This is a genomic window from Soonwooa sp. (assembly GCF_030151385.1).
In the GTDB taxonomy this organism is placed as follows: domain Bacteria; phylum Bacteroidota; class Bacteroidia; order Flavobacteriales; family Weeksellaceae; genus Soonwooa.
This window is the reverse complement of the sequence record NZ_JASLDS010000011.1, coordinates 1-21,578: the sequence shown is the minus strand read 5'-3', so window position 1 is coordinate 21,578 and position 21,578 is coordinate 1. Positions and strand designations below refer to the sequence as shown.

Genomic DNA, 21,578 nt, shown 5'->3' with positions numbered 1-21,578 from the left:
TCTTTTTCTTCGAACTTTACTATCTCAAAGTGATTGATTAGGTATTCGGGCAGTAATAATTTAAGTAATTCTGTCTCATTTAGCATATCACAAATTTATGCTTTTTTCAAAACCCTCCCCTGGTTTTAGGACTGATCCATTTTAAAAATGAGAAACAAAAAATTATTTTTCGCAATTCTAAGTTTAATTTCGACGTCATATATAAATGCACAAACGCAAGATTTTGATTATCAAAAAATTGAAAAAATAGTGGACAGTATTAATGTTCAAAATATTAGTGTACAGAATTTATTCAAATATCAAATTTTAGCACACAAAGAGAATCAATTCAATCCTGAAATGATTGTCAAAAATGTCTATCTGCCGCAACAGAAACTTTGGGACAGTTGTTATGCTCAGATTTTTGGAGATGAAAATGCCAAACATTTCAACAACGAAGAAGGCATGATTAATTGGAACAAAACTTTGTTTAATAAAAACAAATCAGAGTTTATTGACCAAGCAAATACAATTACAAAATTCGACCTCAATAAATTACTAAAAACAAATCTCAAAAAATTTAGCAAACTTGTGCCTTACCAGCCAAGTGCCAAAATCAGTTTGATTTTCACACCAATTACAGGAATTGGATTTGGTGGTTGCGAAGCCGATCAATTTGCTTTGGAGCTCAATAACAAGTCGATTAACATTGCATATTCTTTGGAAAAAGGATTGCCTCACGAGCTTAATCATTTAGTATACGAGAAATTTCGAAACAATGATGTTGACAAAAATTCGGCGCTAGCACAGTCTATTGACGAAGGTTTTGCTTGTTATTTCACCTACATTTTCTTTGATAAAAAAATTACAGAATATGAAGCGGTTGAAAATATGACCAAAGAAAATTGGGATTGGTTTTTAAAAAATGAAAAAGAAATTTTCACCAAAATGAAAGTTTATTTTGATGATCAATCTGGGAACAATCCTTTGCTTAGAAACGATAAACACAAGATTTTTCCGGACGCTCCAAAATCGCTCAATTATTGGTTAGGTTTTAGGATTATCTCGACTTATGTTAAAAAACACGGCAAAGATTCTTGGAAAGACATTTATAATTTGACAGCCAAGCAAGTTTTGGAAAAAAGTGATTATGAAAAATACCTTGAGAAGTTATAGCATCAACAGTTTAAATAAAAAAGTTTCAACAATTGTTGAAACTTTTTTGTTTAGGGTTCGTAGGTCATAATGCTGCGTTTATGCATTTTGAAACCTAGTTTTTGATAAAGATGAATCGCGCGTTCGTTATGATTTTCGATTTCGAGGAACATCATTTTCAGGTTTTGTTTCTTTGCAAACTCTTGCGCAAATGCGACAGCTTTGCCTCCATATTTTTTTCCTTGAGCTTCAGGTTTTATATACAATTCATCCAAAAAGCACATCATTCCGCCAAATTCAAAAGAGAATAAATAATTGAGAATCATATAACCTACAACAAGATTTTCGTCATTTTTCAACAAAAAACATTGACCAAGATTTGGGCTTTCTACAAAGATTTCAAAATTCTTTTGCGTCGTTTCGGTATCAAAAGGATAGCCATCAATTTCATAAAAGTCTTTCATCATCGGCATTATCAAAGCTATTTCATCCAAATTCAGTTTGTCTATCTTCAAATCCATTTCATAATTTTTCACAAAGTTAGTTATTAAATATTTGCTGGTTTGAAAATAAATTCTACATTTGTAGAGTTAACTAATTATTTGTAGAATGAACGCTAAATTAACCGAAGCAGAAAAAGATGTGATGCAAGTTCTTTGGGAAAAGGAAAAAGCCTTTATGAAAGATATTATCGATGCTTATCCAGAGCCCAAACCTGCAACAACAACCATTGCAACTTTGTTAAAAAGGATGCAAAACAAAGATTTTGTCGGCTACGAATTGTTTGGAAATTCGCGGGAATATTTTCCTAAGATTGATAAAGAGCAATATTTTTCTTCTGAAATGAAAAGCATGATTCACAATTTTTTTGATAATTCTGTGAGTCAATTTGCATCGTTTTTCACGCAAAATGCAAAGCTTAGCCAAAACGAATTAAAAGAATTGCGCGATATGATTGACCAACAAATCGAAAATCCAAAGTCATGATTCCGTTTTACATAAAATATGTTGCAATAAGCATTTTGCTCATTATTTTTTATTATTTGGTTTTAGAAAATCAAAAGAATCATCATTTCAAAAGATTCTTTTTGCTACTAAGTTTAGGATTTAGTTTGGGAATTCCGTTTTTAGAAATTCCATTTGGAACTTATTACGTGAAAGCATCTCATTTGAGTTTAGGAACATCCAACGTTGAATCTCAAGTTATTAATGAAGTTCCTAAGTTTGATGTTATTCAGATTTTAACCTACCTATACTTTGTGGTAGCTGGGATTTTGGTTTTAAAATTAGTTTTCCAAATTGGGCAGATTTTATTTAATAATAGAATAGCAAAAAACATCACTTTTAAAACCTACAACATTTCACTTTTAGAAGAAAAAATTACGGCATTTAGCTTTCTGAATCGAATCTACCTAAATCGTCAACGTTTTGAAAACAATGAGATTGACGACAGTATTTTAATTCACGAACAAGCGCATATTTCTCAAAAACACAGTTTTGATATTTTATTAATTGAAATTCTAAAAGCTTTGTTTTGGCTAAATCCAGCTATATACTTTTTCAAAAATGCTATTGCAACCAACCACGAGTTTTTGGCAGACGAAGAAGTTTTAAAACAAAAATCGCCTCAAGATTATCAAAAACTAATTTACCAAGAGGTTACTTATAATTTCTTGCCTTTAACACAGACATTTAAAAGAAACAATAACACCAAAAAAAGATTTATTATGATGAATACTAACAAAAACAAGAGCTTGACTATTCGGGTTTTAGGCTCTGTTCTCTTCACGTGTGGCGTCGCTTTTTTCTTTGCCGAAAAGGTTAAAACGCCAATTGTTGTCAATGATTCAACTTTAGAAAAAAGTAATGAAAAGTCCAGCTCTATCAACAAAAATGAAAATCTGACAGAAAACATTGCGAAAGAATTTCCAACCACGGAAAAGTTAACAATGCAAAAAGTTGGTGACACGATTAAAAAACATGACTACTATGCTCCACCACCAATGGCAGATAAAAGCACTGACAAATCAACGGCAGATTGGCCAGACAAAGTAGCGGAATATCCTGGAGGAATGTTGGAACTAAGACAAGCAATCGCAAACGAAATTAACTTGGACAAATTTGATAACGTCTATGGCACGCTAAAAGCCAATTGTCTTGTCAACATCGATGCAAAAGGAAATCTTGTAGGCATGAAAGTCTCTGGACAAAATAAAGTCTTCTCGGAAGAAGTAGAACGTTCTCTCACCAAAATATTACAAAATACGACTTGGACACCAGCACAAAAAGATGGTAAAGATGTTGCTTCATTTTATAGAATTCCTATTGTAATGGAGTTTGATGGTCACGAAAATGTTCCGCCACCGCCACCACCGCCACCAACTCCTGTAAAACCTAAACGAACAAAATAATAAGAAAAGAGCCCAACACGGCTCTTTTTTCATTTTTTAAGCATTTTTAAAACAAAAATATCTTAACTTTAAAGCATATTAATTCGTAAATAATGAGTCTTACAAAAGAGCAAATTGCCCAGCGTATAGCAAAGGAAATCAAGAATAATTCGTATGTTAATTTAGGAATTGGTATTCCAACTTTGGTTGCCAATTATATTCCAGAAGGGATTAATGTAGTTCTACAATCCGAAAATGGACTTCTAGGGATGGGACCTTTCCCTATCGAAGGCGAAGAAGATCCAGATCTTATCAATGCAGGAAAACAAACCATCACAACTTTACCTGGTTCTGCAGTATTCGACTCAGCGATGAGTTTTGGGATGATTCGTGCACAAAAAGTAGATTTAACGATACTTGGTGCAATGGAAGTTTCCGAAAATGGTGATATCGCCAACTGGAAAATTCCTGGCAAAATGGTAAAAGGAATGGGCGGCGCAATGGATTTGGTAGCTTCGGCGAAGAACATTATTGTAGCGATGCAACAAGTTAACAAACACGGTGAAAGCAAATTGTTATCAGAATGTACTTTGCCTTTAACTGGTGTTAAGTGTATTAAAAAAATTGTTACCGAATTGGGCGTTTACGAGGTTCTACCAGAAGGAGGTTTCAAACTAATAGAAAGAGCACCAGGCGTTAGTGTTGACGACATCAAAAAAGCAACGGCTGGCAAATTAATTGCGGACGACAACGCTCCTGAAATGACATTTTAAATTTTAAATAAATCCATATAATATCAATGGGAAAAACTTTTAATGCTTCTGTTAACAAAAGCTATGACTTTACATTGACAGAGGACCAAATCCATGCAATTGATGCTGTGACTTTGGATAACGAAAATTATCACATTCTGCATCATAACAAGTCTTACCAAGCAGAAGTTGTTGATGCCGATTTTAATCAAAAAAAGTACACTGTTAGCGTTAACAACAATCTTTATGAAGTTGATATCCAAAACGATTTGGACAAGCTAATTAAAGAAATGGGCTTCGAAGTTGGAAAGTCAAAACAAGTTAATGCGATTAAAGCGCCAATGCCAGGACTGATTTTGGAAATTTCTGTTGCAGTTGGACAAGAAGTTAACGAAGGTGACAGTCTTCTAATTCTTGAAGCGATGAAAATGGAAAACAGCTTCTACTCGCCGAGACAAGGTGTTATTAAATCTATTGCGGTAGAAAAAGGTCAAGCAGTTGACAAAGGACAATTATTAATCGAGTTCGAATAAAATCTAATCATAAAATGAAAAAAATACTCGTAGCAAATCGAGGAGAAATAGCATTAAGAGTGATGAAAACAGCTAAGAAAATGGGTATTAAAACCGTTGCTGTTTTCTCTGTTGCAGATAGAGAATCTCCTCATGTTAAATTTGCTGACGAAGCGGTTTGCGTTGGTGAAGCGCCTTCCAATCAGTCTTATTTATTAGGTGATAAAATCATTGAAGTTTGTAAGGAATTAGGTGTTGACGGAATCCATCCTGGTTATGGCTTCTTGTCAGAAAATGCAGAGTTTGCAGAAAAAGCCGAAGCTAATAATATTACGTTCATCGGTCCACGTTCCAAAGCGATCCATATTATGGGAAGTAAGTTGGCTGCTAAAGAAGCGGTTAAAGCTTATGACATCCCAATGGTTCCTGGTCTAGACGAAGCAATCACTGATGTTGAAAAAGCTAAAAAAGTTGCCGTTGAAATTGGTTTCCCCATTTTGATTAAAGCTTCTGCTGGTGGTGGTGGAAAAGGTATGCGTGTTGTAGAAAACGAAGGCGAATTCGAGTCTCAAATGCAACGTGCTATTTCCGAAGCGACTTCAGCTTTTGGAGATGGCTCTGTATTTATCGAAAAATATGTTGGTTCACCAAAGCATATCGAAATCCAAGTTATGGCAGACGATCATGGTAATATTCTTTATTTATTCGAAAGAGAATGTTCTGTGCAACGTCGCCACCAAAAGGTTGTTGAAGAAGCGCCATCTGCGGTTTTGACACCTGAAATTAGAAAAGCTATGGGAGAAGCTGCTGTTAAAGTGGCAAAATCTTGTGATTATCTAGGTGCTGGTACTGTGGAATTCCTTTTGGATGAAAACAAAAACTTCTATTTCCTAGAGATGAACACGCGTCTACAAGTGGAACATCCTGTAACCGAAATGATTACCGGAATGGATTTGGTAGAATTGCAAATTCGTGTTGCTCGTGGCGAAGCTTTACCAATAAAACAAGAAGATTTAAAAATTGACGGTCACGCACTAGAACTTCGTGTTTATGCAGAAGATCCACTGAATGATTTCCTGCCAAGCGTTGGGACTTTAACAACCTATCAACCTCCTGTTGGTGATGGTGTACGTGTTGATGATGGTTTTGCGGAAGGTATGGATGTTCCGATTTATTACGATCCAATGCTAGCAAAATTAATCGTTCATGGTAAAGATCGTAACGAAGCAATTGAAAAAATGCTAGAAGCGATCCAAGATTACAAAGTTGAAGGTGTTAGCACTACTCTGCCTTTCGGTAGTTTTGTGTTCGATCATGAAGCTTTCCGTTCTGGAAATTTTGACACTAATTTTGTTAAAAAATATTACAGTCCAGAAATTATTGTTGAAAACCAAGCTAAAGAAGCTGAAGTTGCAGCATTAATCGCTTTGAAAAAATATCTTGAGGATCAAAAATTATTGCGTGTTCCTAATCAATTCTAAATCAAATCATGGAAAATAAAATAGACCTTTTAAATAAAAAAATAGCGGAGTCTAAACTGGGCGGTGGCGAAAAAAGAATTGCAACGCAACACGCTAAGAAAAAATTAAGCGCAAGAGAACGTATCGAATATTTCTTTGACGAAGGTTCTTTTGAAGAAATTGGTGCATTCATTACACACCGTACCAAGGATTTTGGTATGGATAAAGAATATTATCTTGGCGATGGTGTTATCACAGGCTATGGAACGGTTAACGGTCGTTTGACTTATGCTTTTGCTCAAGATTTCACAGTATTTGGTGGTGCTTTGTCCGAAACCCATGCAGAGAAAATTTGCAAAGTGATGGATATGGCTGTTAAAGTTGGTGCACCAATGGTTGGACTTAATGACTCTGGAGGTGCGCGTATCCAAGAAGGTGTAAGATCTTTGGGCGGTTACGCAGATATTTTCTTTAGAAATGTACAAGCTTCTGGTGTTATTCCTCAGATTTCTGCCATTATGGGACCTTGCGCTGGTGGTGCAGTTTATTCTCCTGCTATGACGGATTTCACAATGATGGTGGAGAACACTTCTTATATGTTTGTAACTGGACCCAACGTTGTTAAAACAGTAACCAACGAAACAGTAACTTCTGAAGAATTAGGTGGTGCTTCGACACACTCTACAAAGTCTGGTGTTGCACATACAACTTCTGCTAACGATGTTGAATGTCTTGAAGATGTAAAAACTTTATTAAGTTATCTTCCTCAAAACAACCAAGAAGTTACACAGCAATTGCCTTACGAAATTGGTAACGAGCTTCGTGAAGACCTTAAGAACATTATCCCAGATAATGCCAACAAGCCTTATGATATGCATGACGTCATCAATCATTTAATTGATGAAGATTCGTTTTTTGAAATTCATAAAAACTATGCTGAAAACATTGTGGTAGGTTTTGCAAGAATCGCTGGTAGAAGTGTTGGTATTGTAGCCAACAATCCAATGTTCTTGGCTGGCTGTCTAGATGTTAACTCGTCTATAAAAGCAGCGAGATTTACACGTTTTTGTGATGCTTTCAATATTCCGTTGTTAGTATTGGTGGATGTTCCTGGTTTCTTACCAGGTACGGATCAAGAATGGAATGGTATCATCACACATGGTGCCAAATTATTGTACGCCTTGTCAGAGGCAACCGTTCCAAAAGTGACTGTTATTACTAGAAAAGCTTATGGTGGCGCTTATGACGTTATGAACTCTAAACATATCGGCGCTGACATGAACTTCGCTTGGCCATCTGCTGAGATTGCTGTAATGGGTGCAAAAGGAGCCTCAGAAATTATTTTTAAAAGAGAAATTTCGGAAGCCGCAGATCCTGCCGCGAAACTTGCTGAAAAAGAAGCGGAATATGCAGAGAAATTTGCAAATCCTTACACAGCAGCGCAACGAGGCTTTATTGATGAAGTTATTTTCCCAGAAGATACCCGTCGAAAACTAATAAAAGCTTTCGCGATGTTGGAAAACAAATTCGTTGAAAGACCAAACAGAAAACACGGTAACATCCCGTTATAATAAACAAAATCCTGAGTGCAATGCTCAGGATTTTTTATTTGTTTTAAAATTTATTTATACTTCAAAATTCTTCTTTGCCAATTCTTTTCGGACACGACTAAGACTTTCTGGCGTAATTCCTAGATAAGAAGCGACCATCCATTGTGGCACACGCAACATGATATTCGGATATTTTTTCAGAAAATCCATATAGCGTTCTTCAGCAGTTGTGCTAATCAAAGCATTGACACGATTTTGTAAATTTTTAATATGATTAAACATTAACATTTGATTTCGTTCTGCAACTTGTGGATGCAATTCTGCTAGTTTAAACAAAAAATCATCAGCCATTACAACAACCTCCGAATCTTCAATCGCTTCGATATAGAAACGAGACTTTTCATTAAGCATTTGGCTAGTAGAATCAGAAATAATCCAACCTTCTGGCGCAAATTGAATCACATGCTCTTTACCAATTTTATCAATGGAATACATTCTTAGTAAGCCTTTTTCCACAAAATAACGTTCGTTATTAATATCGCCTTCTCTTACCAAAACACTTCCCTTTTTGAAATGTTTTACCTGATAATGCGTCGAACATAGAGTAACACTTTCTTCTGGAATTTCTAAAATCTCCGAAAGGTGCTTGTGAAAATTACTTACCATTTGTCGTATATTTTTGAAATTTAAAAATACTAATTCTATTTCACATTTACCTAAGATTGTTAGCAACTAAAATATGACAATTTGTACCTCTTTATTAATTGGTATAATTACTGCAACAAGCTAGGAGAACTACTTAATTTAGTATAAATTTGTAATAAATATATTTTTATGAAAAAAGCACTTATCGTTGTTGATATTCAGAATGACTTTTGCGAAGGTGGCGCTTTAGCTGTGCCAAATGCTAACGATATTATCCCTTATGTTAACCTTTTGATGGAAGATAATCAATATGACGAAATTATTTTGACCCAAGATTGGCATCCAGCAAATCACAAATCTTTTGCAAGTAATAATGGTCGTCAGGTTGGAGAAAGTATTATCTTAAACAGTGTTCCTCAGTTTATGTGGCCAGACCATTGTGTACAAGGTACTTTTGGCGCAGAGTTTCATAAAGATCTAAATATTTCCAAAGCAACAAAAATTATCCAGAAAGGTACCAATGCAGAGATTGACAGCTACAGTGGCTTCCAAGATAATAACCATTTTATGAAAACTGGTCTTGCAGACTATCTCAAATACCATGATATTCAACTTGTGGAGATTGTTGGTTTGGCATTAGATTACTGCGTGAAGTTTACAGCCCTAGATTCAGTTAAAGAAGGCTTTGTGACTTGTGTACACTTCAACGGCACCAAAGCTGTTAATGTAAAACCAGAAAATGCTAAAAATGCAATCTACGATTTAGTAGAAAACCGAGTGACCATTTTAGGATAAACCAATTTGTTATTCAAATATTATCAAAACTGCTTTTTTTAGAGCAGTTTTTTTTTATTTTTGTAACGAAAAACTTTTAAAACTATTTAACCATGAAAAAATTATTCATTATGGCTGCATTTTGTAGCCTCTCGATGTCGAATGCCCAAAAGTTTGAAATCTCAGCAGGTTATGGAAGCGCTTCTTTATTTGGTGAAGCAGATTCGCTGCTAAAAGGAATTGGCAATGCCATCTTTACGAGTGAAGCTGTTATGCCCGAAAGCAATGGTGTTTTTACAGTTGCTGTGACAACTTACAGCCAGAACATGAAATGGCGTTATGGTATCGAAGCCAACCTAGAATCCTTCAACGAGACAAAATCGAGCTACAAAAAACAATCTTATTTTTCCATTTTACCAAAAATAGATTACTTCTGGTCCGATGCTGATAAAAAATGGCGTTTTTATTCTGGCATTTCTGCAGGAGCATTGTTTAGAGATCTCGATTATGTTGACTCTTCCAACACTGTTCAGAAAAACAATGACACATTTTTTGCTTTTAACATTATGCCGATTGGTGTGAGATATGGAGGCAATTTTGGCGTATTTGTAGAACCAAGTATTGGTACAAGAGGCTTTATCCAAGGCGGATTGTCTTATATTTTCTAAACCAAAACTTAATAAAAAAAGAGAGCTAAAGTTTAGCTCTCTTTTATTTTATAACATTTTCAAATTGTTAACTTCTAGTTCTGTAAGAATTCTCCAATGTCCACGTTTGATGTTTTTCTTTGTAAGACCTGCAAACATCACGCGATCCAAAGATTCTACTTCGTAGCCTAGCTTTTGGAAAATACGTCTTACAACACGATTCCAGCCAATATGGATTTCGATACCAATCTCATTCTTTGGTTTTCCTTCAATAAAAGAAATGCTGTCAACTTCAGCAACACCTTCTTCTAGACGAATTCCGTCTCCAATAGCATGCAAATCTTCAATTGATAATTTTCTATCCAAAGTAACATGATATATTTTCTTCATATTAAATGATGGATGCGTTAACTTCTTCGTCATGTGACCATCATTCGTCAACAAAATAACACCAGTCGTTTGGCGATCCAATCGTCCAACTGGGAACAATCTATATGGCGACGCATTCGCTACAAGATCCATTACGGTCTTTCTAGCCTTCTCATCTTTGGTTGTAGAAATATAACCTTTTGGCTTGTTAAGAACAACATACACAGGCTTTTCTGGTGTAATACCTTGTCCATCAAACACAACGCGGTCGGTTTTCTGAACCTGATAACCCATTTCCGTAACGACAACACCATTAACTTCCACCAAACCTTGTGTGATAAGTTCATCCGCTTCTCTCCTACTACAAATCCCTGAATTAGCGATGTACTTGTTAAGACGAATCGTCTCTTTTGGTGCTTTCGCTAATTTATCAAGTTTCCTTTTTTGAATATACGATTTAACGCGTTCGCCTTCTTCCTCGCTTCTATTAAATGGTCTTTTGGGACCAAATTTTCTCTCGCCACCTTCGTACTTATCTCTAGAATCGAAGTCGCGTCCTCGTTTTGTTTTTGGTTTTCCAAATTTGTTAGATCCGCCAAAAGATCCTCCTGTTCCAGAAGTACTGCTAGATCCACTTCTTGAGCCACGCGAATTTTCAGAAGACTTTCTCCCTCCAAAATTTCCGGTCTTTTTATTTCTGTCTGAAGAATTTCTCTCGTTTCTGCTCATGTTTTAAAATTTTTGCAAAGATAGACTTTTTTAAAACAATATTGAAAAGCCTTTTTGTGCTTATACTAGATTGCCCAACTGAACTTATTATAGATACCATCAAATAACATCGCGAGTATACCTACAAAAATCCAAAACTTTAGAACACTTAAGGTAGTGAGTTTGTCATTTTTGCGATTTCGAAGCATCCAAAAAACACATAATAAAAGAACAATTAAGCCTCCTAAAAAATAGAAAGACATAATGCTATGAAGTCCAATACCTTTTATAATAATCAACGAAACTACAAATGCAAGCAGACAAAATGTAATGATAATTTGTCTTGCTGTAGTTGAACTAAAGCTATTTGCTATTGTTTTGTAGCCAAATATTTTGTCAGCATTTTTTGTTAAAAGATCTTTCACCATATCGATAATCATCAACATTAGAAAAAGAAAAATTGCCATAAAAAAGACTTTCAAAGTAAAGGTTTTGTAATACACCAACATTCCAAAAAATGGATACATCGTTAACCCAACAAAGGTTAAATTATTGACAATTAAAATTTTACTTAATTTATGACTATAAAACCACATTAGGAATTGATAGACCAAGAAGAATATAAAAACATTCCAAGATTGGCTAAAGGCAATGCTTAAGCATAAGGCATTAAGGAAAATATAAGCGTAAAGAAAATATTTTTGTTTTAAAAAAGATTGAATTCTACTGCGGAAAGGTTTGGTAACCTTATCTTTTTCTTGATCGTAAAATTGGTTGATAATACCACCTGCCAAGATACTGAGTACCGAACAAAGAATAATTAAATGTGCATGATAATCGAAAACAAAAACCTTAAAGGATTCTTCACGATTAAACAAAAAGAAAGTCGAAACATACAATGCAAAAGCCAATAAAGCCACCACAAAAAAACGTGCGCCTAAAATAAAGCCCATCAATTGATTAAATCGATAGGCGAAATTTTTGTTACGTTTTTCAATGTTTTGACTCATGCAAAATTAAAATCTGTATATCACTTCTTTCTGGAAGCCAGAAAGCATTTTTTCAGCTTTTTCGTAGTCTTTTGTAAATCCTAAAATGTAGCCTCCACCGCCACTTCCACAAAGTTTCAGGTAGTAAGCATTGCTGTCGATTCCCTTTTTCCAAATGTTATAAATACTTTCAGGAATCATTGGTTTGAAGTGGTCATAAGCCCAAACCGAAAGCTTCTTAAGATTTCTGAAAAAGGGATTCATATCTTTTTTCAGAAAAGCTTCGATACAAGCATTATTATAACGGATAAACTCTTCTTTCATTGTTTTTCTGAAACCTTCAGTTTTCATTTTTTCAAAGAAAATCTGAATCATAGGACCTGTTTCGCCCGTAATTCCAGAGTCAATCAAAAATACTGCACCTTTACCTTCCGTCGCATTATCAGGGATTGCGACTTTGTCTAGATTTTCTCTATTCTCGATAAGGATTGGAAGATTCATATAACAAATCAAAGGATCCATCCCCGAACTTTTTCCATGGAAATAACTTTCCATTTCGCCAAAAATAGCTTTTAGCTGTTTTAGATTATCCTTAGAGATCGTATCTGGACTAAGTTTTTCTAATGAATATTTTTCAAAAATTGCAGCAACCAAAGCACCAGAACTTCCAACTCCATATCCTTGCGGAATATTAGAGTCAAAGAATAATCCCGAAGAAATATCCTTTTTGAAAGCATCGATGTTTAGTTTGAAATTTCCTGGCAAATTAAGCGTTGCCAAGAAGTCAGCATATTTTTGTAAATGTTGATTTGATTTTTTTTCGAACTCCGAAGTCAATTCAGAAAACTTCAAAGTTCCTTTATAAAAGCTGTAAGGAACAACAAGACCTTGTGAGTTCTCAATCATTCCATATTCTCCAAAAAGAATAATTTTAGCATAAAATAAAGGGTTGGTCATTAACTTATGTTTTTGTGTTTTTATACTGCAAATTTACAAAATATTTTCCATTACAGTATCAACAAATTAAATGCCGAAATTTTAAATAAAATTAACATTTAGAGCCTGATTAAAAATTTTACCGAAATACATTTTTAACCTATGCAAATGTTCTTTGCTAAATTTTAATGCTCTTTTAAGCCAATTTTTTACTTCTCATTTTTGATTTAGCCCGCTAAATCTTCAAACATGAAATAAAAAATTCATCTCAAAATAGCTATGAAAATTTTACCAATAAAATTTAATCAGTCTCTAAGAATTTACTTTCTCTTTGTTGACATCCGTCTTTAAAAAACGAATTAAAATCAATCCTATCGCAAAGAAAATGGTCATAGATAAAGCAGCATAACGCATATTATTGAAATGATCAATTAAAGTTGCAAAAATGAAAGTTCCCAAAATAATTGCTAATTTTTCTAAAACATCATAAAAACTAAAATAGGTTGTGTTTTCCATACCGTCTTGTGGCAACAACTTAGAATAAGTTGATCGAGACATCGCCTGCAATCCGCCCATAACAAGACCTACAATCGACGCTACACCATAGAATTGATACTCGACATTTGGATTTTCTTTATTAAGATAATAAGCCGAAAGACAAGCTACAATCCACAAAACAATACAAATCGAAATCACATTTTTGTTACCAATTTTCTTTGATAATCTTGAAAAAATTAACGCTCCAATAATCGCTTCAATCTGGATAACCAGCAAAGTCAAAATCAATTTATCTTGTGCCAGATTAATTTCCGATTTACCAAAAAGTGTTGCCATTAAGAAAATCGTTTGCATCCCAACACTAAAGAAAAAGAAACTCGATAGAAAATACTTAAGATTCGCATCTCTAAAAAGATGATTTCCAACCTTAAACAATTCTCTAAAACTTTCTTTACCAATATCTTTATAAAACGTAATATTCTTTTTTAATACAAAGAAAAAACCACCATTATTTTTATGGCTTTTGAAAAGGTTTTTGTGGTTTAACAACACCAAATCTTTTGGAAGTTGATCTTTAACATTACCGAACTGTGGCAAATGCTTAAACGTGTATTGTGAAAATCCAAACCACCAAGCACCAGTTAACAAAAAGCTAATTCTTGTATAAAGCTTTGCTTGATCAGCATCTTTTGCTAAAACTTGAATTAAAACCAAACAAATAATTACCAAAATTACAGAACCAATATAACCATAGACATAGCCTTTCGCTGACAAGGCATCTTGCTTGTCAGGTGTTGCAATATCTGGCAAAAATGAATTGTAAAACACCAAACTTCCCCAGAAACCGACACTCGCAGTAACACTAAACAATAGTCCTAGCCAAACCGTTCCCATCCCTGTAAACATCGCCAATCCCATACAAGATGTTGCTCCTAGATAACAGAAGAATTGCAAGAATGATTTTTTGTTCCCGATGGTATCTGCCAACGAAGACAGAATTGGTGAGAGCAAAACAACGATTACAAACGACAACGTCAAAGAATAACCATAGACTGCGTCGGGTTGGTATTCGCGACCGAATATTTTGATCATGTGCCTCACAGGCACATCAATCCATTTTCCTGTAGATTCAACATACATTCGCGTTTCGCGTGCTGTTGTTAAAATGGAAAAGTAAATTGGGAAAATCGTCGAGGTAATTACTAAAGAATATACAGAATTGGCCCAGTCGTACAGAGCCCAAGCCTTCATTATTTTTGGATTATTTTTGATACTCACGTTTTAAGATTTCAAATGTTAGAACAAATATAAAATTAATGTTGAGAAATCAAACTTTAGAATGATTAATTTTCTTTCATTTATGCTACAAATGCAGAATTTTGAAACTTCGCGTCAAGAATTATTTCGAAATGTTAAAACTTATGAAGAGAATTTCGCAAAGCCTCTATTTTAAAATTATTTTTTTGCTAAATTAGAAAAATGAAGAAAAGCATCATCAATTCCCACATCTTTCGAAAATTGAAACAAATGAAAACACAAAAAGTAACTCATTTTATTTTGTTTATTATTTCTGCGTTTTCAGCACATATTTATCAAGCACAAAAAATATCAAAAGGCTACTCTCAGGTTAAAGAATATGGAATAAAAGGCTCTCCAAAAAAAGCTGAAGTTTATATTGTGGATATTGATAATTCTAAAATCCCAACAGATACTCTGGGTTATTCAAGAAAGACAACAACAACTTTTTCGCGAAGTGGAAACATTGAAAAGTATCTTCGTTTTTTTAAACCCAATCCAACAACCACTGTTACAAAAGACGAAATTGTCTACACGATAGATGGTAAAGATTTTTCGTATACTGAAAATACCAATTTTAGTGATCGAAAAGAAATGCTTTCCGAGAAGTTCAAATATATCTGGAAAGACGATTATCACTATGATATCATTAATATTGGGAACAATACTCACACAACAGAAATTAGTTTGGATGAAAATTTTCTTTTAAAAAATTCCAAATTAAAAGCTGGTGGTAAAGTACTTTATGACTCAGACTATACTGATATATTGAAAAATAATATCATCACAAAAAGACTCACAAAAACAATTGAATATATTGGCGAAAAACCAAATGAATCTTACCAAATTGAAGTAATCAAAAAACAAGACAAATTTGGCAATCCAAGCCTTATCTACATCTATGATGATAAAGCCGAAACAAATCTGGTAGCTGTTGCCTTTAGGTATTACGAATATTACTAATTTTAAAAACACAACATGAAATACCTTACAATTCCCCTACTTTTGGTAACGATGTATTCTTGCAATGATAAACATACAACCAAAATTGAAAGCAAAATTATAGAAAGTCAAGATTCTAAAAAAGTTGGTGACAGCATCGAAATTGGATACTATGACAGTTTTGAAAAACTTCCAAAATTTAAATTAGAAGCGGCTTCTGAAGATGATTTTAAGAAATTAAAATCAGCAACAACGTTTATTAAAGATAAAATCGAAAACGATAAGCAAAATTTCTATTTACAAATTGCTGGCAAAAAAGTAAAGTTTAAAAATTACGAAACAAACTCTGAAAATGATTTTGATGGAAGCGAATATCTCGGTTACAACTCGACTTTTGATTTATTTGCTGTCCAGAATAATACCGTTTCAGATAATTTGGGTTTTGCGGACATTGATTTGATTAACAAAACAACTGGTTTTAAATACAAAATCATTTCGCTAAGTGACTGGTGTGGTTCGGTTCCACTGGCATCGCCCAATAATCAGTTTTTGGTTTATTTTCAAGACCCTGAATACGAATCTCAAAACTTAAGTATTGTCGTACTGAAAGTTAATGACAAAAATAATCCCAAAACATTCTTAAAAGAATATGCGAGCTGCTTTACTGAAAATGGTTTTTCTATCGAAGAAATTAGATGGCGAGACGACCATAATTTTGTGATAAAAGCTTATAAATCCGAAAATAATGATAATGGAAAAGAGGTAAAATATTACAGCTATTTTTCTGCAAAAATTGATTAAACGTAAAAGTAAATGATTAAAAAAATAATTAAAATTTCCGTTGTAGCGGTCTTATGTTTTGGGTTTCAGGCTTGTGATAAAAAACTTGATGAAAAATCGAAAACCGCAAGTGAAAATTTAGAAATTAAAAAAGATTCTATTCAAACCGATATTACTGAAAAGCAAAATTCGGAGCTTTACAATGAACACAAAAATCTATTTGATATTTTGTGTTTATTACCGAAAAACACGATGGATAGCTGGGGATGGACAGAAGCAGATCGCAAAAGTTTTGTCGATTACATAAAAACCAATAATAAAGTTCCGTCCAAACATCCAAATTTCCAAAGTTTTAATTTTGCAGGACCAAATAGCATCCAAATTCAGGTTGTCGACGGCGTTTGGACATTGGCTATTTATAAAATTGCAATCGATCAATACATCGCAATAACGGACGATATTGTTGGCGACGGCAACACGATAAAAGCTTTTGAATATTCAAATTCGAAACTTCAAAGTATTGAACTTTCGAAAGTCCTTAACGCAGATTCTTTTAATAATTTATTGGTGAATAAAAACAATTTGCCTTGTAAAGAAATGTTAGAAGATAATGCTATTTCGTTCGCTTATGATTTCTCCGACAAATCGATTATTAAAATTTCAAATACAAGTCTGTCCGAAAAAGAGAATAAAAATTGTTTGTTAGGAAATACGCTCACATATCGCTTTAATCCAGATAAAAAACGCTTCGATTTACTTTCGACAACGTGGACAAGCGAAAACCAAAACTAAATTAGTTTAAAAAATACAAGCACAAACAAAATGAAATTAAACAAAACCTACTTCCTCTTTTTAATTCTTCTGTTAATCTTTACAAATGTCCAAGCGCAATTTGTTGGCTTATACAACTTGCACGATGGAGGCGTCGATACGCCAAATTCTCAATTGATTGTCAGAGCAAATCATGACTTCATTTTGGTCTATTTTGGTGGTGTTAAAAAAGGAACATGGAAAGAAGTAGACGCCAATTCCATTCAATTAACTGAGACCAAACCGAATGCAGGACCAATTCTATTATACGGAAAAACTAACAAAAATAACAATGGCATCGCAGTAGACGTTTATGGAATACATGACGCCGAGGCATTTATTCAGTTTGCCAAAGACACGCTACGGTCTAAAGATTTGCAACCTGTATTCAATCCATTTCCCAACTGTATTGGTAACAATTATGTCATAAAAAGAGCAAACAAGGATGACAAATGGCTTACAATTAGTATTCCCACGAATCCAAGTTTTAAAAGCATGAAAACCAAATATCCTTATAAAGCTTTGAGCTACACTTTTGCTTTAAACAACAAATTCAACAGTTATCAAATCTTTTTCAATCCTGAAAATATTTTTCCAGAAATGAGTTTAAGCTTGGTTAAAAAAGCAAAAACTTATCAGTTATCTTATTTCGAAAAAAGTCTTGAGCGAGAAGAAATAACGCCCGAACTTGAAAAAGCGATTCAGCGTAATTTGGTGCAATTGGAGCAATATGAATTGAGACGAAATTTAGGAACTCCTATCCCATCCACTTATGATAAAAAACTAATTGTTTATTCAAAACCCAAATTAAAACCACTTTTCACAGCCAATTGCGAAGGAGAAAAGGATGACAACGATAAAGATGATTTGACTGAAAAAAAAGAAATTCTTCCCAAAGTTGATCGTCCAAATGGTTTCTACACGGTTACCAACTTCAATGAAGCGGATTATGATCCTAAAAAATTCAATTTAGCAAAAACACCGAGTTTAACAACTTCCGATATTTCTTCGGTTTATAAAGTTGTTGCAGACCTTGGTGGTTACGAAATTGAAATTAAGCTAACGCCAGCGGGAGCAACAAAATTCGCCGAACTTACCAGAAACAATGTTAATAAACCAGTTGCCATTGTGATCGATAAAGAAATTATCTCGGAGCCATATATTCAGTCGGAAATACCTGGCGGCTTACTTCGAATAGCTGGAGACTTTTCTGATGAAAAACTAAACTCAATTATCTCTAAATTAGAAAATAAATAGATTTTCACTTAGCAAAACACAAAATAAATGGATTTTGAAATTTTAAAACAACAAATTGAAGACGCTACCAAAAAAGCTTTTATCGAAATGCACGAACTGCACGGCAGCGAAAATATTTACGCGTTTGCATTGTACAGCGACGAAGGTGCGATGACGGTTTGTCCATCTACCAATACATTGACGGCTTTGGAAGCTCACGCGAATGATGACGAGCAAGAATATTACAAATTTGAACCCGCCGAATGGAAATACGAAATGCAAGGCGCAAATGATGAATTCAATAAGATTTGTAAAGATTTGCGAGACGAACTTTATGCTAACGAAGAGAACGAAGCTTGGTTTGATCACTTTCAAAAAAGCCTTTTTGACACTTGCATCGACGTTTTAGAAAAGTTGAAAAGCGAAAATTTCTTCCAGAAAATTATTGGCAAAGACATCTTTTTGTTCTTTACGATTTCTGATTACGATTTTAAGAAAAAAGACATCAAGGCAATTGTTGAAAAGCTAAACGACAACTCTTACAAAGACGAATATCTCGCTTGGATGAAGAGTTGGTAAGATTGCGTAAACATTTTTTGGAAGATTTATGACAGAACAGAAATTTCAGTTTCGACAGTATAGTATTAAAGTTTGGACGATTAGTCTGCTTATATTTTTTGCAAGTTTAATCTGCTTTATATTTAGCGAACAGCACTACTCGATTTTCGCAAATACGACACAGCAAACTTATAATCTTATCTTTATTTTGACAGTTTCTGTATTAATTATTGTCGGGATTAATGTTTATTTTTCAAAAAAAATTAGCATTAATATTAAAAATGATTCAATCCAAATCATGGATTTAAAATCAGGGATTACTACCAATATTCTCAGTGATAATATCGACGACTATTACTTTTCTTATACCGCAAAAGCGATGTTAGATATTCTGAGGATAAATATCAACGGCAAGAACAACTTTTATTGGCTTGGTGGGCTTAATAGTTTTCAAGAAAGCGAAAATGACAATATACTTAAGCAAAACTTAGATTCAGAATTAAAAAAAAAGCTAGCAAACAAAGTTTCAAAAACCAATATTGACGCGGTAATTCTATTTTCGGCGAGCAAATTGTCTTATATTATGGTAGCTTTTAGTTTGATTGCGCTTGTTCTGTTTTTAGTTTACTTTCTATTTTGGATTAAGTAAATTTCATCTTTTTCTAAAAATATTAAACAAAGAAAATGCAAAAAATAAAAATAAGATCTGTCTCTTGGAAAGTGTTTATCATTAACTTTTTCGCAGTTGTTGTGCCTTTATTTTTCATTGTTAAATATGCTTATGGAATACAGAATACGACCACACAAAGCTTTTCTGTAATTGCAGCTGTTTCGATATTAGGAATCATTAATTATTTAATCGTTAAAAAATGTTCCAAAGTAATTGAACTGTCTTTCGCAGACCAAAGCCTTGAAATTTCTAAAAATGAAAACTCGATTTTCAAAAGCACTTACGACGAAATCGAAAATTACAATTGTTATCGATTTATCAATAAAAAAGCTGGTTACATTCTGAGGTTAAAATCTAAAAATGCCCAATTTTGTTCCTTGTTAACTTGGCAAGATTTTGACACCAAAAGTGACTTAGATTCTCAAAGTTACAAACGCATTAATGATTATCTAAACGAAAAACTAAATACGAAAAAACAGACCACAAGCTTAGACATACTTCTAAAAATACTTTCGCTAATACCATATATTTCTTTAATAATCGCCGTTACTTTACTAATCGGCATTTGCATTTATATTGTAAATCTATAATTTCCAACCTAAACACACAAAACAATGAGCTACGACATTGCATTATACCGCATCGAAACCAAATTACAAGAAGAAAAATCAGAAGATGAGAACTTTTTTGAGAATGAAGCGAATTTGGTTTCTTTTACAGAAAAACAATTTCAAGATTTAAAAAATAGACTCGAAAATTATGAATACAATGTAGTCGACCAAACGAACGACCAAATAACATTTAGTCATCCAGATGAAGATTTCGGGACTGCACTTTTGACAAAAGAAGCCTTATTTTTCACAACTAGTTGGAATGACAATTCTATTTTTGAAGTAGGCATGACAGCCTCCGAATTTACAGATACAGGGGAGTTCGCAAAATATGATTTCCAAAATGGCGAATGGGAAAATTTTGATTAATCTCAATATTATGAAAAAACTTATTTTCATTTTTTTAGTACTTAGTTTTAAATCTTTAGCCTTCGCGCAAAAGGATCATAAAAGATATTACAGCAACGGAAAACTTGAAGAAAGTGGACAATTTGATGCCAATGGAAAAGCTGTTGGAGAATGGAAATATTATTATGAAGAAGGTAATATTGAGCGCATTGAAACTTATGATGGTGACAAAGTTTTTGCGCAATCCTTTTGGAAAAATGGAAAAAAACATCAAGTTTCAACTTCGCAAAACGGATATTTTTTAGGAACCAGCCTCTCTTATCACGAGAATGGACAACCTTGGAAAATTCAAAATTTTGTAAATGGAAGTTTTGACGGGATGCAGAAAAGCTTTTACAGTAACGGAAAACTAGAATATATTGGTTTTTACAAAAAAGGAATGCGCGTCGGAAAATGGGAATATTTTCATGAAAACGGTAAACGCTCAATAGTTGCAACATACGGCAACGATAGAAATTTGAGTACAGACTGGTATCGTGATGATGGCACACCTTGGAAGAAAGAAAAAAATGATTACAGCACAGACGGAAAACTAACTGTCTATTTTGAAGAATATCATCTTAACGGAAAATTGGAGCGGACGGGAAGCTTTTTTGAAGGTGTGGAAGTCGGCACTTGGGAATACTATGATGAGAAAGGGAAATTGATAGAAAGGAAGGAGAAATAATATCATTTTTAAAAGAAAAGATTAGTAAAAATGCTAATTCAGCTTTTTTGTTTTGTTATTTGTTGAAAAAGGAATTATTGGTCTTATTGAATTTCATGAGACGCATAATGCCAAAAACTTAGATAAAAATCCAATAGGTTTTTGGTTTGGAAGGACAGCTTTTAGGATTACATTTTTCATTTTGGGTTTGGTTTTAATTATGCTTAATTTTATGATTTAGAGAAAATACTCTCATA

At 33.7% G+C, this 21,578-nt stretch carries 24 protein-coding genes; 18 read left to right on the top strand and 6 right to left on the bottom strand.

The genetic code is table 11. The annotated features are described in order from the left end of the window. Window positions 1-147 precede the first annotated feature (147 nt). Window positions 148-1,155, top strand: a complete 1,008-nt coding sequence (locus Q1V95_RS01850; RefSeq protein ID WP_300669669.1) for a DUF2268 domain-containing putative Zn-dependent protease — start codon at window positions 148-150, stop codon at window positions 1,153-1,155. Window positions 1,156-1,205: 50 nt separating this feature from the next. Here Q1V95_RS01850 and Q1V95_RS01845 read toward each other — a convergent pair whose 3' ends face one another. Beyond that, entirely contained in the window at window positions 1,206-1,655 is a 450-nt protein-coding gene (locus tag Q1V95_RS01845; RefSeq protein ID WP_300669667.1) for a GNAT family N-acetyltransferase, read from the bottom strand. A gap of 88 nt (window positions 1,656-1,743) precedes the next feature. Between Q1V95_RS01845 and Q1V95_RS01840 the strand changes: the two genes are divergently transcribed. The 6 genes from Q1V95_RS01840 (at window position 1,744) to Q1V95_RS01815 (ending at window position 7,819) form a co-directional block, all read left to right on the top strand. Continuing rightward, entirely contained in the window at window positions 1,744-2,121 is a 378-nt protein-coding gene (locus Q1V95_RS01840) for a BlaI/MecI/CopY family transcriptional regulator (protein ID WP_300669664.1), read from the top strand. Beyond that, on the top strand, window positions 2,118-3,545 hold the full coding sequence (locus tag Q1V95_RS01835; RefSeq protein ID WP_300669659.1) for a M56 family metallopeptidase: 1,428 nt from the start codon (window positions 2,118-2,120) through the stop codon (window positions 3,543-3,545). Before Q1V95_RS01840 ends, Q1V95_RS01835 begins: the two co-directional genes overlap by 4 nt. A 92-nt stretch (window positions 3,546-3,637) precedes the next feature. Then, window positions 3,638-4,297, top strand: coding sequence for a 3-oxoacid CoA-transferase subunit B (locus Q1V95_RS01830; protein ID WP_300669657.1), 660 nt, complete (start codon window positions 3,638-3,640; stop codon window positions 4,295-4,297). A gap of 26 nt (window positions 4,298-4,323) precedes the next feature. After that, window positions 4,324-4,809 carry an acetyl-CoA carboxylase biotin carboxyl carrier protein subunit gene (locus Q1V95_RS01825; protein WP_300669655.1) on the top strand — a complete coding sequence of 162 codons (486 nt, stop codon included), beginning with the start codon at window positions 4,324-4,326 and terminating at the stop codon, window positions 4,807-4,809. Window positions 4,810-4,823: 14 nt separating this feature from the next. Further along, on the top strand, window positions 4,824-6,269 hold the full coding sequence (accC, locus tag Q1V95_RS01820) for an acetyl-CoA carboxylase biotin carboxylase subunit (protein ID WP_300669654.1): 1,446 nt from the start codon (window positions 4,824-4,826) through the stop codon (window positions 6,267-6,269). A gap of 8 nt (window positions 6,270-6,277) precedes the next feature. Then, window positions 6,278-7,819: an acyl-CoA carboxylase subunit beta gene (locus Q1V95_RS01815; RefSeq protein WP_300669652.1), complete on the top strand. Its 1,542-nt coding sequence runs from the start codon at window positions 6,278-6,280 to the stop codon at window positions 7,817-7,819. A gap of 54 nt (window positions 7,820-7,873) precedes the next feature. Here the strand turns inward: Q1V95_RS01815 and Q1V95_RS01810 are convergent, their stop codons facing one another. Next, window positions 7,874-8,464, bottom strand: a complete 591-nt coding sequence (locus Q1V95_RS01810; RefSeq protein WP_300669650.1) for a Crp/Fnr family transcriptional regulator — start codon at window positions 8,462-8,464, stop codon at window positions 7,874-7,876. Between the two features lie 168 nt (window positions 8,465-8,632). On the opposite strand from Q1V95_RS01810, the gene pncA reads away from it, so the two are divergent. Together pncA and Q1V95_RS01800 are read left to right on the top strand one after the other, a co-directional pair. Further along, a complete protein-coding gene (pncA, locus tag Q1V95_RS01805) occupies window positions 8,633-9,238 on the top strand; it encodes a bifunctional nicotinamidase/pyrazinamidase (protein ID WP_300669648.1) in 606 nt (201 codons plus the stop codon). Between the two features lie 92 nt (window positions 9,239-9,330). After that, window positions 9,331-9,885 (top strand): hypothetical protein, encoded by a 555-nt coding sequence (locus tag Q1V95_RS01800; RefSeq protein WP_300669646.1) that lies wholly within the window; start codon window positions 9,331-9,333, stop codon window positions 9,883-9,885. Window positions 9,886-9,933: 48 nt separating this feature from the next. On the opposite strand, the gene Q1V95_RS01795 is transcribed toward Q1V95_RS01800, so the two are convergent. The 4 genes from Q1V95_RS01795 to Q1V95_RS01780 form a co-directional block, all read right to left on the bottom strand. Next, a complete protein-coding gene (locus Q1V95_RS01795; protein ID WP_300669644.1) occupies window positions 9,934-10,962 on the bottom strand; it encodes a pseudouridine synthase in 1,029 nt (342 codons plus the stop codon). A 65-nt stretch (window positions 10,963-11,027) separates the two neighbouring features. Continuing rightward, complete coding sequence (locus Q1V95_RS01790; RefSeq protein WP_300669642.1) at window positions 11,028-11,951, bottom strand: geranylgeranylglycerol-phosphate geranylgeranyltransferase; 924 nt, start codon at window positions 11,949-11,951, stop codon at window positions 11,028-11,030. A gap of 6 nt (window positions 11,952-11,957) precedes the next feature. Further along, complete coding sequence (locus Q1V95_RS01785; protein WP_300669640.1) at window positions 11,958-12,887, bottom strand: mevalonate kinase; 930 nt, start codon at window positions 12,885-12,887, stop codon at window positions 11,958-11,960. Window positions 12,888-13,178: 291 nt separating this feature from the next. Further along, window positions 13,179-14,615 carry an MFS transporter gene (locus Q1V95_RS01780; RefSeq protein ID WP_300669671.1) on the bottom strand — a complete coding sequence of 479 codons (1,437 nt, stop codon included), beginning with the start codon at window positions 14,613-14,615 and terminating at the stop codon, window positions 13,179-13,181. Window positions 14,616-14,891: 276 nt separating this feature from the next. Here Q1V95_RS01780 and Q1V95_RS01775 point away from each other — a divergent pair, with 276 nt between their 5' ends. Genes Q1V95_RS01775 through Q1V95_RS01735 form a run of 9 tightly spaced genes read left to right on the top strand, consistent with a single transcriptional unit; the run spans window position 14,892 to window position 21,342 of the window. Further along, a complete protein-coding gene (locus Q1V95_RS01775) occupies window positions 14,892-15,623 on the top strand; it encodes a hypothetical protein (protein ID WP_300669638.1) in 732 nt (243 codons plus the stop codon). Window positions 15,624-15,638: 15 nt separating this feature from the next. Further along, window positions 15,639-16,403, top strand: a complete 765-nt coding sequence (locus Q1V95_RS01770) for a hypothetical protein (protein ID WP_300669636.1) — start codon at window positions 15,639-15,641, stop codon at window positions 16,401-16,403. 12 nt (window positions 16,404-16,415) lie between these two features. After that, a complete protein-coding gene (locus Q1V95_RS01765) occupies window positions 16,416-17,174 on the top strand; it encodes a hypothetical protein (protein ID WP_300669634.1) in 759 nt (252 codons plus the stop codon). Window positions 17,175-17,204: 30 nt separating this feature from the next. After that, window positions 17,205-18,449: a hypothetical protein gene (locus Q1V95_RS01760; RefSeq protein WP_300669632.1), complete on the top strand. Its 1,245-nt coding sequence runs from the start codon at window positions 17,205-17,207 to the stop codon at window positions 18,447-18,449. A 27-nt stretch (window positions 18,450-18,476) separates the two neighbouring features. Next, window positions 18,477-19,007 (top strand): DUF4303 domain-containing protein, encoded by a 531-nt coding sequence (locus Q1V95_RS01755; protein ID WP_300669630.1) that lies wholly within the window; start codon window positions 18,477-18,479, stop codon window positions 19,005-19,007. 28 nt (window positions 19,008-19,035) lie between these two features. Further along, window positions 19,036-19,635, top strand: a complete 600-nt coding sequence (locus Q1V95_RS01750; protein ID WP_300669628.1) for a hypothetical protein — start codon at window positions 19,036-19,038, stop codon at window positions 19,633-19,635. Window positions 19,636-19,670: 35 nt separating this feature from the next. Continuing rightward, the gene (locus Q1V95_RS01745) at window positions 19,671-20,246 is read left to right on the top strand and encodes a hypothetical protein (RefSeq protein WP_300669626.1); all 576 of its coding nucleotides are present in this window, start codon (window positions 19,671-19,673) and stop codon (window positions 20,244-20,246) included. Between the two features lie 24 nt (window positions 20,247-20,270). Beyond that, complete coding sequence (locus Q1V95_RS01740; RefSeq protein ID WP_300669623.1) at window positions 20,271-20,636, top strand: hypothetical protein; 366 nt, start codon at window positions 20,271-20,273, stop codon at window positions 20,634-20,636. A gap of 10 nt (window positions 20,637-20,646) precedes the next feature. Next, complete coding sequence (locus tag Q1V95_RS01735; RefSeq protein WP_300669621.1) at window positions 20,647-21,342, top strand: hypothetical protein; 696 nt, start codon at window positions 20,647-20,649, stop codon at window positions 21,340-21,342. Window positions 21,343-21,578 lie beyond the last annotated feature (236 nt).